We start from the raw sequence: 15,029 nt of genomic DNA, 5'->3' as shown, positions 1-15,029 counted from the left end.
TTTGGCGCCCTCGCGATGGTGATGGCCGCCGTCGCGTTCTGGCAGCGCAGCGCCCATTCCGATGAGCGTGCAGTGTCCATTCCTGCGCCGGTTCAGGACGAGCACGCAGGCAACGCGCATACGGAAACCGCCGTGCTCGCGGGTGGCTGCTTCTGGGGCGTCCAGGGCGTGTTCGAACACGTACGCGGCGTTACGCAGGTGGCGTCCGGCTACACGGGCGGCGCGTCCGATACGGCCGAATACGAGCGCGTGAGCGATGGCGATACGGGGCACGCAGAATCGGTGCGGATCACCTTCGATCCCACCGTGATCAGCTACGGGAAGCTCCTGCAAATTTTCTTCTCGGTCGCGCACAACCCGACGGAACTCGACTACCAGGGCCCTGACCACGGCACCCAGTACCGCTCGGCGATCTTTCCGTTGAATGCGCAACAGCGCAATGTGGCGCAGGCCTACATCGCACAGTTACAGGGCGCACACGTGTTCGCGAGTCCGATTGTGACGCGTGTCGAGCCGTTCAAGGGCTTCTATCCTGCCGAGAATTACCACCAGAATTTTCTCGCCCTTCATCCCGACTACCCGTACATCGCGATCAACGATATGCCGAAGATCGACGCATTGAAGAGCTTGTTTCCCGCGCTTTATCGAACCCAGCCTGTGTTGTTTCAGACCACGGCGAGCACCAAACCATAGTCTCCGTAGACCGCATCAATTGCGCCATCCATTGAAAAGCCTGGATCAAGAGATAAAAGCTACTCTGTTTGACTTTACCCTGCTTCGCTTAAACAGTTTGAGCCCCCTATCTCGTCGACGCACATGAGTATGCATCCGGCTTTTCGCAAGTCTGGTTGGAGCACTGGTCTGCAAGAGTCATCGTTGCGACAGTGAATGTGTCGCAACGCGCTGGCGCCTAAGAAATGCGATTGCTTTCTGCCGTTCGCGGCGCGACAAGGCACGGCGAACCCAAGCAAAACGTATAGGGCGGCAGTCGGCTGCGGCCGCTCATCAGGAGGTTTTGATTGACATTCAAACGTCAAATCAAGTCAGACAGCGGACTTTTTGCAGTTCGTCCGCTGCCAGTAGCGCCCGTTTAATCTCGGCGTATATCGGACTTCACGTTGCTCCGCTCCAGCCAGCCGCCGACATGATGCGCCGTCAGTTGGTCAACAACCTGAAGAGGCAGGTCTAGGTCTGCATGGCATCTTTATAGATGCGCCCATCCTTCATGATCAGCTTCAGGTTCTTGTCGGGATCGGCGAGCAGTCCCACATTGTCGAGCGGGTTGCCACCGACGACCAGCAAATCGGCCCATGCGCCCCGCTCAAGCACCCCCAGTTTGGCGGGATAGGGGTTGCGCTTTCCTGAGAGCTCAAGCAACTCCCCGTTGCCCCCTGTCACCATCCGCAAAATCTCGGAGCCGTTGTACCAGCGCGCCATATTACCGATCATCAAACCCTGGCGTGCCGCCACCGCCGGCGAGAAGATCAGGTCGGTCCCGAACGCCACCTTGAGTCCGTGCTTGCGTGCGAGTTTGTACATGTTGTTGGTCCCCACGATGACTTCCCGGAACTTTTCGAGGATCGGTCCCGCTAGCGGCCCGACGTCGTCTTCGTTCACGAATGGCTGAGTGCTTAACCATGTCCCGTTCTTCGCCATGATCTCGGCTGCATGATCGTCCATCAGATGACCATGTTCGATACATTGCGCGCCTGCTGCCACCGCTCGCTTCACGGCTTCTGACGTGTACGCATGAACGGCCACATAGGTCCCCCAATCGCCCGCGGTTTCGACGGCTGCTCGCAGTTGCTGCTCGGTGAAGGTCAGCATGTCGAGTGGACTGCGCGGCGTGGATACGCCGCCGGCTCCCACGATCTTGATCTGCGTTGCGCCCTGCAGGAACTGCTCGCGCACGCGTAAGCGCACCTCGTCCGCAGAATCGGCGATCGCATTCGCGCCGGTCCTTTCCTGCGCACTGACTTCGCCCGTCGTACGCGGGATGTCCGTGAGCGGGCGAAAATCGCCATGACCACCTGTCGTCGTGATCATCGCGCCGGACGGATAAATGCGCGGGCCAGGAATCATCCCTGCGTCGATAGCCTGTTTCAGCGCGAATGCCGGGCCGCCCACATCGCGTATCGTCGTGAAGCCACGCAGCAACGTACGCTGGGCTTCCGCACTCGCAGCCAGATACACCAGGCCCAGGTCGGCCTGCAAGATCGTCTGGATCGGAAGTGAGGCGAGCATGGCATGCCAGTGCATCTCGATCAACCCTGGCATCATCACCTTGCCGCCGCAATCGATGGTGCGGTTCATGCCGGCAGCGGGCGGCTGGCCTTGCCCCAGCTGTGAGATGCGGCTTCCTTCGACGACGAGAAACATCCCATCGCGCAGGCCGGCAGACTTGCCGTCGAACAGTCGGAAGTTTGTAAACGTGACGGGCTGCGGCGCAGCGGCGGCGGGACTCGCACCCTGCGCCCGAACGAGTTCCGGGAGCACGACACTTAGCATGGTCGCCCCCATGCCGATGAGGAATCCGCGTCGCGCGAGGTCGGCGTCGATACGACGATTCGCATACTGGGCAAGCGCCTTGTTACAGAAGCAGGAATACGCCTGGCTTGTTCGGTTAACGCCGCTGTACTTTCCGGAAGCCATATCCACCCCCATTTGAGTTGAACACCATGCACGGAAGCGCTGATTACGGCCTTTGAACAGGTAAAGGGAACAACCAGCGGACAGTAACGACGTTCATACGGAAGTATGGCAATCAACTAACGCTCGTGCCTTCAAAGCGTCGAACCGAGTGCCGTGAAACAAGGGCAAGCTCACTGCGCACAAGCCACCGTTGAAGCCTCCGGAAATCTGGGCGATTCGTACGAGGTTGCAGATGTCTTCGAACATCCGCGAATTGGCGATGTTCAATCTTGCGATTGATAGCAAACTACGGGCATGCGATCTCACTCGGCTGCTCGTGCAGGATGTCTGCCAGGGTAGTCACGCTGGATCGCGCGCAATGGTCATGCAGCAGAAGACGCTACGACCTGTTTAGTTCGAAATCACCGAGCAGACCCGTCCAAGCTTGGAGGCCTGGATAAAAGCCCGGAGATTGAAATCGGCCGACTACCTGTTTCCGAGCCGAATGCATGCGTCACCGCATATTTCGACGCGCCAATATGCCCGCATGGTCCACCGCTGGATCTCATCCATCGGCCTCGACGATACGGCCTTCGGCACACACACCATGCGTCGTACAAAGGCGTCGTTAATCTACCGGCGAACGAAGAACCTCCGCGCGGTGCAATTGCTGCTCGGCCATACCAGGCTCGAGACCACCGTTCGCTACCTCGGCATTGAGGTAGACGATGCCTTTGAAATGGCAGAGCAAGCCGAAGTATGACGGCGAACCGGCCGACGAATGGTCGCTGACCGGCCAGTTCCGGCCGCTCGCCAGCGTTGATTCTCAGACACCCGAAAGTCCGGTGCGCGTGCGAAAGCCGCCACCCGGACCTTCGGTGAGGTCACTCGCTTACTGATGTCCCCGCAAGCGTCAACTGCTTTTTTCGAGATCACCGGGCTTCCACGTTTGATCGAAGAACGCTTTCTCCGGCGAGTAGAGACGGAAGATCACGAAATAACCCTTGCCCGGCACGGTGCGTAGCCAGTTTTTCTCCTTGCCCGCTGGCGCAGTTGGACCGAAGTACAAGTCGATGGAGCCGTCGGCGTTCGCCACTGGCTTGTCCATCTGGTTTAGCGACGGATACGGCTGGCCATTGTCCAGCCCAGATGCCGTCGTCCCGTCGTAGACCGTTGCAGACCAGAAGTTCTTCGCCGGAATGTTCGGCGGCAAATGTAGGGTGTACGACTGACCGCCATCGAGGAAATTGCCATCCTTGTCGCGGAACGTAACGGGATACTTGGCACCGGCGTCGACAATATTCTTCACCATGCCCGGACTTGCCGAATAGGCGCTCGTGAAGTAACCGGAGCGCTGTTCGAGATTGGTGAACGTGTCGCTGGCCTGGAACGCGGTATTCTCGCCAGCGAATACGTTGATCCATTGGCGGTCGGGATAATACTTGCCACCGGGCTCGCGCGCGACCATGTCGGTAATCACCACCTTGCTCATCTTGAAGCCGGTTTGAGCGGCTTTGTCGAGCAAGGCGCGCATATCGGCCGACGGCGCAAACGGCTTGCCCTTGTCGATGCCGATCGTATGCAGGAAGCCACGCATGTCGAGATCGGCCGGGTCGACATATTCGCTATTGATGAAGCGCGACGTCATGTCGAAGTAACTGGTGTCATGCGGGAAAAGAAGATTGGCGGGCTTTTCATTGGCGTTCGGAAACTGCATCGGCTTTGCCGTTGCCTTGTGCCCAAGCGGATAGATGCGTGTGGCCGCAATCTCGGCATTGGGCTTCGTAAGGTCCTTCGGATCGCTGAAGAACGCACGCCAGAACAGGAAGACGTTGTAAGTGCGCGACCTGTAGACGAATGCGCCCTTCGGTATGTTCTTCGGATCGCCCTTGAAATCCGGAGGAAGGAGCACGAAGATGCCGCCTTTGCCCTTGTCCGGCCCGGCAAAGCCTACGTCCCCGGTCCACGTGTGTCCGTCAATCGTCGGGCCGGTTAGCGGGCGCTGGAAAAAGTCGTCGAACATCCCCTGTACACCCGCCGGCACCTCCACGACAAGTGGACCATCCTTGTGCAGATCGAGGTAGCCCATTGCGTAGACAACGTCGGAATTCGGCGTCGTCACCTGGGTCGAGGCTTTGATGCGTTCCTTCCACACCGGCAGTACGTTGTAGCCTGCGCCGAAAACCTTTTCCGAGCCTTCCTTCATGGCCCACATGTTGACTGCTGGCAGCGCCCAGAGGTAGGCCTGGGTCGCGCGCTGGAAAATGAGTTCCTGCTCTAGCGCGCGTGAAGCGGCGGCCGTCGGATAGTCCTTCTCGAACGGGGCGTTCGCGAGTTCCTGATAGCGCGAATCGTCAGCATGCGCGGCGGCCGCGAGGAGGAGCGTTACCGCAAATGCCAGTTGAGTCAGTCGTGACCGTTTCATCCATTGCACTCCAGGAGTGTTTCATTGGTGAAAATGACTAAGGTGATTGGCTTACCGTCTTGCTCACGCATACGAGTTGCTCGCCCTATCCCGTTGACCGCAACATCGGCAACCAGATTGCCGATCCCTGCTTAGCCCCGGGAATGCGAAAAACATCGTGATCCTTGGTGTCATCTGGAAAACGTAATTTAGCGTCAGGACCGTTGAGAAGGGAAGTCCATTGAACCCTATTGCCCGAAAGGGAAATACGATTGCCCTAACTACCTATTGCAACGCTGCGGCGTCAGGCAACACGCTAGTATCAGTTTGGTGTACCACGCGACCAACACGTCAACAGAATACAGCGAGGCTGGTAATGTCCGATCAGGAAGAAGTTAACTCGACACGAAGGCTCTTTACCTTGCTCAGCGGCGCGCTGCCGCTAGCCTGTGCGTCCCTTTCAGTCGTCCCTCAAACGGTAGCCGCAGCCGATTCGAACGGCACCGCGGCGAAGAAGACCAATGCGTCCGGTCATGCGAACACAACGGAAATCCTGCCTCCGGCAGGGTTGAACATGCACGCCGGGTATGCGCAGGTGATTGCCCGAATGGCTTACGTCTGGGGTTGGCCGATGGCCAACATGCTCAATCGCTTCAGCGCCATCACGAAAGCGCCGCAACCTGGTCTGCTCAACGGCGTGTTGCCCGTTGCGCCGCGCGGTCAAGTGGCCATGCTTCACGACTACATCGACCCCACCGAAACTTTCGTGACGTGCCCGAACCAGGACGTGGTGTACGGGCTTGGCTTCTTCTCACTCGACGAGGAGCCCGTCGTCGCGCAGGTACCCGATTTCGGCGACCGCTTCTGGGTTTATGCGTTGTACGACGCACGCACGAACCAGTTCGGCCATCTCGGCAAACCCTATCACTCGCGGCAGGGCTTCTATCTACTTGTCGGCCCGAACTGGAAAGGCGACAAGCCCGCCGGCATCACGGAGATCATTCGCTGCCCGACCGCGCTCGCGAATGCAATCCCGCGTGTGTTCCAGAACGACACACCTGACGATAAGCAGGCCATCCAGCACGTGCTCAACCAGATCGTCTTCTATCCGTTGAAGGAATTCGACGGCCGCATGAAAACCATCGACTGGAGCAAGGCACCCGCGATACCCGGGCCGCAGTCAGAAGGCGGCGGCGAAACGAAATGGGTGGTGCCCGAGAAGTTCTTCGACGAATTCAATCAGGTGCTCGACACCGTGCCCCCGTTGGCAGGCGAAGAAGCGCTCTATGCGCAATTCAGATCGTTGATGGAAGTTGCCGGACGGGATTCTGAGGTCAAAAAGGCGATTGTCTCGGCGGCGGTCGACACTGAACGCGAGGCTATTGAACCGTTCTTTGAGTGGCAGCACAACGGACTATCGGCGGGCAACGGCTGGAACCGATCGACCAATAATGCGCAGACGGGTCTGGATTATTTTGACCGCACGGGAACGGCCAAGTCGAACATGTTCGACAATCGCCCCACAGAAACACAATACTTTTATACCGATAACGACGCATCCGGCGGAGCGTTGAGCGGTGCGAATATCTACGAAATCGTGTTCGCCAACGGGGAGGAGCCGCCAGTCAACGGTTTTTGGTCGCTTACGCTCTACAACGAAAAACATCTCTTTCATCCGAACGATCTCAAGCGCTATTCGCTTGGCACGAAGAACAAGAATTTGAAGCGCAATGCTGATGGTTCGCTCACGCTCTATGCCAGCGCGCAGTCACCCGGCGCCGAGCACGAGTCGAACTGGCTGCCAGCACCGGCTGGCGCCTTCTCGCTGTACATTCGGGCTTACTGGGGCAAAGAGCCTATTCTCGACGGCTCGTGGAAACCACCTCAGATTCGAAAGGTGGCCTGACGCTCTTCTGCCACGGCCGTTGTACCGCACATAGCTGCCGTTCAGCCTGCGCATGACTGAACGGCAGAGATGGGTCGACTACGGCCGGCCGTGTCGGGTAGCAGTCGGCCAGTAAAAGACTGGTGACAATCTGCTACCGATCGGTGCATTCTTTTCCCACGGCGAACCAACGTGAAGCGCAAAATTGCGCTTCATGGGCATTACCCGCTGCCGCCGAAACAAAACCACACCGCCCTTACCCGCTCTGTAGAGCCCTGCGCGATTCGCTTGATACCGTGTCAGAGTTCACCTGCCGCTTCTCGCAGACACCGAACGCGATCGCCCTCTGGGACAGCCACGCTACGCAACACAATCCATCCAGCGACTGGCACAGCTTTCGCCGCGTGATGCAACGGGTCAAACTGAAGGATGATTGCCCACGTTGAGTTCATTTGCTGACGCACGCATCACCTTGATCGTCGCAGCGCCGGTCGCGACAATCTCCGACGCAACGCTCAATTCCGCTTGCACGAACACCAGCGAGCCGGCCTGCCTCACGACACGCGAGCGCGCCTCGATGAAGGCGCCGGGCCGCACGGCCACGACAAAATGCGTGTCGAGTTGCGCCGTCACGCAGGGCTGCCGCCCGGTTGCTTCCCACGCCGCCGTACTGACGGACTGATCGAGCAGGCTCGCAATCATGCCGCCGTGGATCATGCCCGCCGGATTCGCATGCTCACGCGTAACGAGCACACCGAATACATAACGATCCGCTTCGCGCAGATCGTGGCCGAGTTCGGCTACACGGTCCGCATTCAACTGCGTAGCGATGCCGACCGCCGCCAGTCCGTACGCCATTCGACCTGCGCGGTTGAGCACCGGCGCTGCAACCACCGTAACGCCTGCGATGTAATTGCCATGATCGACGCCATAGCCACGCTCACGCGCACACGCGCACACGCGCACACGCGCCAGTAACTATGCGTAACCCATCTGGTCGGTCGAGATGATTCCTTTCCCAATGCAGTCATTTTTTATGAAAACACCACGCACGGCAAATCGCTTTGTCCAACCATCCAGTCCAGCCGACCGAGCCGCGCGCGATTAAATCCCCGTTACCCCGTCCCCCCGAACCGATCCAGCAGACACTGCAACCGACGGTCCTGAGCGTGCAGGATGCCCGGTGTGGAGCGGAGTTCGAGCACGCGTGAATGCCAGTAGTTCTCGCCGAAAAGCTCCATCGATTGGTCCGCGTTCATCGCGACCTCGAGGTGAGCAATGGCGGTGTCGAGGTTGTGGATCGTATAAGGACTCAGGGGTCGCCGCTCCGCCTGAGTCCGGTTCTGCGTTTCTGTTTTTTCCCGATTGGTTTTCTCATGGTCAGCCCGCTTGCCCCACGACGGTCCTTCGTGCTCGTGGGCAAACTGGGTCGGCGATCGACGTCCATCACGGGCGTGCGAGATGGATTTCTCTTGCATCGGGTGGTCTCCTCGTGGGTCAGCCTGTTCAACCGGTCTTGTGCGGGTCGGTCACCCATTACCGTCGAGCACTTTCCGGACTTCGCCGGGCGCGAAGCGGAAAATATTCAGCAGGCTCTTCAAATCGGGACATGACGTGCGCATGGTGGTCTCCCCTCTCCGTCCTAACCGCGACGACTCCATCCTGCGCGGTTCGGGGCGTGGGAAAAACCGGCCATGCCGGGGGAAAAGCGCCTCCAGAAGGCGGCCCCAAAAGCGTCCCCCGCTTTGGGGGGATCGCAGCCTGAAGGATTGCGGGTAGGATGGTTGGGACTTGAAGAGGCGCCGATGGACAACCTGCATTTCCGCCACGTACTGCTCGTAGAGGACGAAGGCTTGACGCGTATTGCGATGAAGAGCCTGATCCTGACCTCAGAGCCGACGCTCGACATCGACGAAGCCGGCTCGTACGCCGCCGCCGTCGAGCGCTTGCAGAACAAGGCTTACGACCTGGTCTTTCTCGACTACCAGATCGGCGACAATCACACCGGCCTCGACCTGCTGCGCTGGCTACAGGAAAACGAGCGCGCGGCGCATGTCGTCATGCTGTCCGCACAGGACGACCGCGAAACCGTGCTGGAATGCATCAAGAATGGCGCCGGTGGCTTCATTTCGAAGGCCAGCGAGGAAGGCGGCGCGGTTTTCCGGGAAGCCCTGCTGACGATCCTGAACGGGCGCGTCTACCTGCCCAACAGCGTGCTTGGCAAAGGCGGGCATACGCCGCAGTCTCCGGGTCCGAGCAAGGGCATTCCAATCGACTCGCTGAACCTGCCGCCGCGCCTCGCGCAAACCTTGGGCTTTCTCTTGCAGGGCATGTCGAACAAGGCCATCGCGCGCAAGATGAATATCTCGGAGAACACGGCAAAGGAGTACATCAGCGATCTGCTGAGCCGTTTCAACGTTTCGCGGCGCACCTTCCTGATCGTCGAAATGGCGCGCCGCGGCATTGAAATTCCCGCCGTTGCGCACGCCCCGGCGGCCTAGCATGCGCGGGCCGATTCCCCGGTCAATTCAAGCATGCGCGCGATCAGCAGGTCAGGGGACAATGGCTTGCTGAGCACGCATCGCTCCGGCAACGCCCCCTGCGTGCTGGCCACGGCTTCCCCCGTCACCACGAGGAACGGCACTGGCCGCGCGAAGTGCCCGGCCAGCAGGCGCACGACGTCGTGCGCGGTCGACATCTCCGGCAACCGGTAGTCGCTGATCACGAGATCCGGCACCCGCTCGATCGCCTGCAATAGTTCGCCCAGTTCGGTTGCGGAGCGAACCGAATCGAACAGGACACCCCATCGCCCGAAGAGCGCCTCCATCGATGCGCGTACCAGACTGTCGTCCTCGACCAGCAACACGTAGAGACCGCGCAGCGACGACGGCGAGGGTGACGATGCCGCATCGGCGGGCGATATCGCCGCATCCTGGAGCGCGAATGGATCCGCCACCGGCATGCGCACCGAGAAGCGCGACCCTTTCCCCACGATCGACTTCAGTTCGAGACGGTGTCCTTCAAGCAGCGACACCACTGCATTCACGATCGACAAGCCCAGTCCGAGACCTTTCTCGCGGTCCCGTTCCGGGTTGCCGATCTGCACGAACGGTTGAAAAATCGCATCCCAATGCTCCGAGGCGATGCCTATGCCATTGTCGATAACGTCTAGCCTCACATAATTCGGCATGCGAACCAAACCGACGAGCACCGTGGAGCGGCCCGTTTTCGATGGATCCGCATATTTAATCCCGTTCGCGATGAGGTTGCTCAGCACGCGCGGAATCCAGTCGGCGTCCGTGCGCACCCATACGGGTCCTTGCTGCGTCTTTCCATAGCGCAGTTCAACGCCGCGGCTCGTAGCGAACGACGCGAGTTGTTCAACCGTTTCCTCGGTTACGCGACTCAGGTCGACGCTCGTATAAATCGGGTTGACGTGCCCCGATTCGAGCTTCGACAGATCGAGCACCGCATTGAAGAGGCGCGCCGTGAGCACCGACGCCTTGCGCGCCTCCCCAATCAGTTTGCTCGACGCTTCGACGTCGCGCGCATCGAGCGCTTCGGAGGCCGCGGCAAGAAAGAGATTTAGCGCATGCATGGGCTGGCGCAGGTCATGCGCCGCGGCCGCCAGAAAGCGCGATTTCGCGCGGCTTGCCTGTTCCGCGGCTTCGCGCTGCTGCTCTCGCAGCGCGATCAGCGCTTCCGACTTGGTTTGTTGGTCGCGCCGCGCACGCTCCAGATCACGGTGCTTTTGCGCGAGTTCGGCGTTGGCGTTTTGCAGCGCATCGTTGCTATGGGCGAGTGCCTGGACGGCGATGTACCGGTCGCGCACATGGCGCTCGGCGTTCACGTTGACGCTATGGCCCAGAATGGCGACGTTCAGCAGGTAGAACATACCCGCCGCGAAGTTGTCCGGCTCGACCGCCTGCGTGACCAGTTGCACGATCACGATCACGGCGATCACGCACACGGTCAGCATCAATGTGGCCTTGGCCCTCAGACGTAGAAAACCGAACTGATAAAAAAGAATTAAATAAAAGCCGACAAAAAAATGGGTGAAATTGAACGGGCGCGGCGCAAGGACCGTTTGCATCAACAGGCACAGGCACATGAACGCCAACCCCAGCAGCAGGATCCAATGCGCAACCGTGTCGCGATGAAATTCGAGCCTGAAGGCCAGCACAATGCCGACGGTCGCGCCAATCGCACCGGCGCAACGAAACGCGAAAACCACCGGAAAATATGGCCGGAACACCGCGCTTTCCTGCGCGAGACTGATTTCCCAAAAGCCGAAGCACACCCAGATCACCGTACCGAGCACGAGCGCCGCGCGGCGGAAATCGGCGAAACGTCGCCCGTAGTCCTCCGTGAATTCCCGCTCGACCCGGGGGTCCTCGAAACGCGCGGGCCAGCAAAGAATATCGACCAGCCACGCGCGAACGGCGCCTGGCGCCGCCGAGCCTTTAAGGAATTTCGATTCCGTTTCCGAGGTAAACCTGAATATGCTCATCGCATCTCGCCGGCGTACTCACTGGGTTTGCGAAGCGGGAAGCACGTCGTTCGCTCGGGCGTGCCAGTTCATTCTAGTCGGTCGCTATCGCGCTCACTTGTAAAGTGTCATGCAAGCTTCACTCGCCGCTCGTCACACCCTCGCGATTCAGGTCCATGTCGAGACGATCCGCTTTTCTCATGTCGGGAAACATCAGCATCCACGCGAGCGCGACGACAATCGTCCCGCAACCACCGAGCGCGATGGTGGGGATAGCACCGAGCAGCGCAGCCACCACCCCCGATTCGAACGCGCCCAACTGGCTCGAAGCGCCGATAAAAAGCGCATTCACCGCCGATACGCGCCCACGCATGGCGTCGGGCGTCACGAGTTGTATCAGTGTCGTGCGAATGTTGACGCTGACCATGTCACTCGCGCCAATCACGGCAAGGGCGATCCATGCGACGACCGGCGAGCGCGCAAACGCGAAGACCACCGTGAATATGCCGAACACAATCACGGCGGCAAATAGTTTGGAGCCGGCGCGCCGTTCGGGCGGAAAGCGTGACAGCGCCAGCCCTACGATGCAAGCGCCGATCGCCGGCGCACTGCGGAGCATTCCCAGACCCTCGGGGCCCACCTTCAGGATGTCCCGCGCGTAGACGGGCAGCAGCGCGGTCGCACCGCCCAGCAGCACGGAGAACAGGTCGAGAGAAAGCGCACCAAGGACTACCGGCTGGGACCATACGAAACGGACTCCCGCCCAGACGCGATCCATCCGTCCCTGAGACGCATTTGCTTTGAACGCCACCTGGCGAGCGCGCAGCATCGCGGCGAGCAGCATCGCGGCAAACCATGCGGCCGCGCAGCCGAGATAGGCGAGCGCCGGATCGATGGCATAGGCGAGGCCACCCACAACGGGGCCAAGGACGACCGCCATCTGCCAGGCCGTCGAACTGAAAGCAACCGCGCGCGGCAACTGCCCTGCCCGCACGAGACACGGCAGCATCGCCTGCACCGCCGGCTCGGCGAACGCTTTCGCAAGCCCCGACGCCAGCACCACGCCATAAAAGAGCCAGAGCGCACGCCAATGCATCCAGTGCAATGTAAGGAATGCAAACGAGCAGACACATTCAAGCGCGAGGCTTGTAACGATAATCGGGCGCGGCGACAGTCGATCGCATAGCTCACCTGCGGGCAGTGTTAGCAGCAAGGCGGGAATGAACTCCACGATGCCCACAATGCCGAGCGAAAGCGGTGTCCTGGATATGTCGTAGACGGTCCAGCCAACCATGACGGACAGCGCCATCGACGACGCCTCCGCCAGGAACCGCAGGCCCAGGTACGCATGCAGGTCAAGCCGTCGATACGTGATCTCGTGCCCTTTCGTTTCCAACGTCATTCTCCGAAGCAGGGTCGCCGCTCGCGCGAATCAACCTGACTGCTGCTGGAAATGCGAGCATATTGCTCATGTTCGCACCGGAGCCCGCACATGGCTACTCGCATTCCCCGACCTACCGGCGCCATGCGCAAAGCGCCGAAACAAGCACGTTCGAAGGCGACGACCGACGCCATTCTCGACGCGGCGGCTCACATTCTGGGCGAGCGTGGCTGGGCGTCGTTCACCACGAACGCCGTGGCTCAGGCGGCCGGCGTGAGCATTGGTTCGCTCTATCAATACTTTCCGGACAAGATTGCGTTGATCGACGCCGTGCGTCGGCGGCACTTCGACGAGGTGCTCGCCGTATTGCAAGCAGCCACCAGACCGGAGATCGCGCGAGCGCGCCGCATCGCAGCACTCGTGGACGGCATGATTGCCGTCCACAGCCGTCATCCGGCCGCGCATCGAGTGTTGATGGAAGAGAGCCCGCGCGGCGACAATTCTCGCAGCGCTCACGATCGCTTCGAGATCGAATGTCGAAAGGCCTATGAGGCGCTGTTCATTGCCAACGCCGGCGGCACGGCGGCGCACGTTCGCGTCGGCGCGCAAGTCCTCTCCGGGGCTTTGGCGGGCGCTGTCCACGAAGCGGCGCGACAAGGCCAACTCTCCTCGCCAGTCCTGCGGTGGGAACTCACTGCGCTAGTGAATGCTTACCTTTCGCGCGCACGGCCGGCGGAATCAGCGAGTGTCAGTATGGATTCCTGACATGTGCATCAAGCAATCTGAATTTCGCATATCAGCCTTTTTAATTTGTGAATTTACGCTTCCGGACGGGATTTCTATACTCGGCGCGAATGCTTAACAACAACGACCGGGAAAGAGATGAAACCTTCCATGCATGACCGTGACGGAACGATCTGGCTTGATGGCGCCTTCGTGAACTGGAGAGACGCGCAACTGCACTTCCTCACCCATTCGCTGCATTACGGAATGGCCGTATTCGAAGGCGTACGCGCCTACGAAACCTCGCGTGGCGCCGCGATATTCCGGCTGGAGGATCACACGCGGCGCCTGTTCAACTCGGCCAAGATCTTCGAAATGGAAATACCGTTCGATTTCTCGACCGTGCGCGATGCGCAACTCGAAGTCGTCCGCCGTAATGGGCTATCACGATTGCATCGCCGGCCGCATTGAGCACCGACCGATCGTTGGCATGCTTTTTTGCCCGGAATTTCATCGCATCTCCAGCAGCGCTGGCGATAGCTTGCACGCCCTCTGCATGCGCCGCGCGCACGAACTCCACGCGGCGGTTGTTGTAGTTGCCCAGCCAGAAGCGCGGCACGCTTGACTCGTAAGGGTCGAGCACGAGAAGCCCCGAGAGCGGCGTGAGCGGCGTGGCCGGCGTAAAGCGCACGATCGGCCCGGCCAGCGCTTCGAAGGTGTAGCTCGCGTGGCCGTCACTGACCTGCATGTCGAGCCGCCAGACGTCGCCTTCCCGCCTGATCGTGGCGATCGCGCCCATTTCCTCGCTGACAAAACAGCCTGCCGGCGCCGCGCGGTTGTGCAACCAGATGCAGGCCGCCATCCGTCAGCAACTCAACGAGCGCGGCCGCTTCCTCGCCGCCGTCTCGCACGACATGCGCACGCCGCTCACGCGCATGAAGCTGCGGCTCGGGGCGGCGCAGCGCAGCGCGCTGCACGACCAGTTGCTCGACGACGTGGAAGAGATGACGATACTGGTGGACGCCACGCTTTCTTTTCTGCGCAACGAAGAAGTCGTGGAAACCTATGGCAAGCTCGATATCAACGCACTGGTGCGCGCGGTGGCGGAAGACGCGATCGAACGCGACGAGCGCGTGGAAGTGGAGGGTGCGGTGAGCGGCGTGGTGTACGCGCAGCCGCTCGCGATGAAGCGCTGTCTCACGAATCTCGTGAGCAACGCGGTGCGCTACGGGGAACAAGCGCAAATCACGGTGCGCGATTCCGGTAGCGGCGTGGAGATCCGCGTGGCCGATCGCGGCCCGGGCATTCCCGAAGAAGAGATCGAACGCGTGTTCGCGCCGTTCTACCGGCTCGACGCCTCACGCAGCAAGGCAACCGGCGGCACCGGTCTCGGCCTCGCGATTGCACAGGATGTCGCCATTCGTCATCGCGGTTCGCTGCGGCTCGAAAACCGCGTTGAGGGCGGTTTGGTCGCGGTGCTTCGCATTCCTCGCGCGTGAGAGGCGTGGGGGTGCGG

At 60.4% G+C, this 15,029-nt stretch carries 12 protein-coding genes and 2 pseudogenes; 7 read left to right on the top strand and 7 right to left on the bottom strand.

All coding sequences use genetic code 11. The annotated features are described in order from the left end of the window. The first annotated feature begins 15 nt into the window (after nucleotides 1–15). A complete protein-coding gene (gene msrA, locus C7401_RS27380; RefSeq protein WP_112174656.1) occupies nucleotides 16–693 on the top strand; it encodes a peptide-methionine (S)-S-oxide reductase MsrA in 678 nt (225 codons plus the stop codon). 492 nt (nucleotides 694–1,185) lie between these two features. Here msrA and C7401_RS27375 read toward each other — a convergent pair whose 3' ends face one another. Next, on the bottom strand, nucleotides 1,186–2,652 hold the full coding sequence (locus C7401_RS27375; RefSeq protein WP_258397265.1) for a metal-dependent hydrolase family protein: 1,467 nt from the start codon (nucleotides 2,650–2,652) through the stop codon (nucleotides 1,186–1,188). 190 nt (nucleotides 2,653–2,842) lie between these two features. Here C7401_RS27375 and C7401_RS27370 point away from each other — a divergent pair. Beyond that, nucleotides 2,843–3,394: pseudogene (locus tag C7401_RS27370) on the top strand (tyrosine-type recombinase/integrase). 150 nt (nucleotides 3,395–3,544) lie between these two features. Here C7401_RS27370 and C7401_RS27365 read toward each other — a convergent pair. Beyond that, nucleotides 3,545–5,056 (bottom strand): DUF1254 domain-containing protein, encoded by a 1,512-nt coding sequence (locus tag C7401_RS27365; protein ID WP_112174565.1) that lies wholly within the window; start codon nucleotides 5,054–5,056, stop codon nucleotides 3,545–3,547. 355 nt (nucleotides 5,057–5,411) lie between these two features. Between C7401_RS27365 and C7401_RS27360 the strand changes: the two genes are divergently transcribed. Next, the gene (locus tag C7401_RS27360) at nucleotides 5,412–6,941 is read left to right on the top strand and encodes a DUF1254 domain-containing protein (RefSeq protein ID WP_112174564.1); all 1,530 of its coding nucleotides are present in this window, start codon (nucleotides 5,412–5,414) and stop codon (nucleotides 6,939–6,941) included. Between the two features lie 396 nt (nucleotides 6,942–7,337). Here the strand turns inward: C7401_RS27360 and C7401_RS27355 are convergent, their stop codons facing one another. Then, nucleotides 7,338–7,880, bottom strand: a complete 543-nt coding sequence (locus C7401_RS27355; RefSeq protein ID WP_181565703.1) for a PaaI family thioesterase — start codon at nucleotides 7,878–7,880, stop codon at nucleotides 7,338–7,340. 155 nt (nucleotides 7,881–8,035) lie between these two features. Next, a complete protein-coding gene (locus tag C7401_RS27350; RefSeq protein WP_112174562.1) occupies nucleotides 8,036–8,398 on the bottom strand; it encodes a hypothetical protein in 363 nt (120 codons plus the stop codon). Between the two features lie 327 nt (nucleotides 8,399–8,725). Here C7401_RS27350 and C7401_RS27345 point away from each other — a divergent pair, with 327 nt between their 5' ends. Beyond that, nucleotides 8,726–9,421 carry a response regulator transcription factor gene (locus C7401_RS27345; RefSeq protein ID WP_112174561.1) on the top strand — a complete coding sequence of 232 codons (696 nt, stop codon included), beginning with the start codon at nucleotides 8,726–8,728 and terminating at the stop codon, nucleotides 9,419–9,421. Here the strand turns inward: C7401_RS27345 and C7401_RS27340 are convergent. Then, on the bottom strand, nucleotides 9,418–11,430 hold the full coding sequence (locus tag C7401_RS27340) for an ATP-binding response regulator (RefSeq protein WP_112174560.1): 2,013 nt from the start codon (nucleotides 11,428–11,430) through the stop codon (nucleotides 9,418–9,420). The two genes, C7401_RS27345 and C7401_RS27340, sit on opposite strands and share 4 nt — an antisense overlap. A 118-nt stretch (nucleotides 11,431–11,548) precedes the next feature. Beyond that, nucleotides 11,549–12,805, bottom strand: coding sequence for an MFS transporter (locus C7401_RS27335; RefSeq protein ID WP_181565702.1), 1,257 nt, complete (start codon nucleotides 12,803–12,805; stop codon nucleotides 11,549–11,551). Between the two features lie 96 nt (nucleotides 12,806–12,901). On the opposite strand from C7401_RS27335, the gene C7401_RS27330 reads away from it, so the two are divergent. Both C7401_RS27330 and C7401_RS27325 read left to right on the top strand, forming a co-directional pair. After that, nucleotides 12,902–13,555 (top strand): TetR/AcrR family transcriptional regulator, encoded by a 654-nt coding sequence (locus C7401_RS27330; protein ID WP_258397264.1) that lies wholly within the window; start codon nucleotides 12,902–12,904, stop codon nucleotides 13,553–13,555. 117 nt (nucleotides 13,556–13,672) lie between these two features. Next, nucleotides 13,673–13,978: pseudogene (locus C7401_RS27325) on the top strand (aminotransferase class IV); the annotation flags it as partial. Here the strand turns inward: C7401_RS27325 and C7401_RS45100 are convergent. Further along, nucleotides 13,866–14,375 carry a hypothetical protein gene (locus tag C7401_RS45100; RefSeq protein WP_181565710.1) on the bottom strand — a complete coding sequence of 170 codons (510 nt, stop codon included), beginning with the start codon at nucleotides 14,373–14,375 and terminating at the stop codon, nucleotides 13,866–13,868. The pseudogene C7401_RS27325 and the gene C7401_RS45100 overlap by 113 nt on opposite strands. Here C7401_RS45100 and C7401_RS27320 point away from each other — a divergent pair. Next, the gene (locus C7401_RS27320; RefSeq protein ID WP_258397272.1) at nucleotides 14,362–15,012 is read left to right on the top strand and encodes a sensor histidine kinase; all 651 of its coding nucleotides are present in this window, start codon (nucleotides 14,362–14,364) and stop codon (nucleotides 15,010–15,012) included. The genes C7401_RS45100 and C7401_RS27320 overlap by 14 nt on opposite strands. Nucleotides 15,013–15,029 lie beyond the last annotated feature (17 nt).

Source organism: Paraburkholderia unamae (genome assembly GCF_003268775.1).
Lineage (GTDB): Bacteria > Pseudomonadota > Gammaproteobacteria > Burkholderiales > Burkholderiaceae > Paraburkholderia > Paraburkholderia unamae.
This window is presented reverse-complemented; position numbering and strand designations above follow the sequence as displayed.

Excerpts from the sequence above, each read along its gene's own strand:
- msrA (WP_112174656.1), top strand. The coding sequence starts at position 16 with ATGGTGATGGCCGCCGTCGCGTTCTGGCAGCGCAGCGCCCATTCCGAT.
- C7401_RS27375 (WP_258397265.1), bottom strand. The coding sequence starts at position 2,652 with ATGGCTTCCGGAAAGTACAGCGGCGTTAACCGAACAAGCCAGGCGTAT.
- C7401_RS27365 (WP_112174565.1), bottom strand. The coding sequence starts at position 5,056 with ATGAAACGGTCACGACTGACTCAACTGGCATTTGCGGTAACGCTCCTC.
- C7401_RS27360 (WP_112174564.1), top strand. The coding sequence starts at position 5,412 with ATGTCCGATCAGGAAGAAGTTAACTCGACACGAAGGCTCTTTACCTTG.
- C7401_RS27350 (WP_112174562.1), bottom strand. The coding sequence starts at position 8,398 with ATGCAAGAGAAATCCATCTCGCACGCCCGTGATGGACGTCGATCGCCG.
- C7401_RS27345 (WP_112174561.1), top strand. The coding sequence starts at position 8,726 with ATGGACAACCTGCATTTCCGCCACGTACTGCTCGTAGAGGACGAAGGC.
- C7401_RS27340 (WP_112174560.1), bottom strand. The coding sequence starts at position 11,430 with ATGAGCATATTCAGGTTTACCTCGGAAACGGAATCGAAATTCCTTAAA.
- C7401_RS27330 (WP_258397264.1), top strand. The coding sequence starts at position 12,902 with ATGGCTACTCGCATTCCCCGACCTACCGGCGCCATGCGCAAAGCGCCG.
- C7401_RS27320 (WP_258397272.1), top strand. The coding sequence starts at position 14,362 with ATGCAGGCCGCCATCCGTCAGCAACTCAACGAGCGCGGCCGCTTCCTC.
- C7401_RS45100 (WP_181565710.1), bottom strand. The coding sequence starts at position 14,375 with ATGGCGGCCTGCATCTGGTTGCACAACCGCGCGGCGCCGGCAGGCTGT.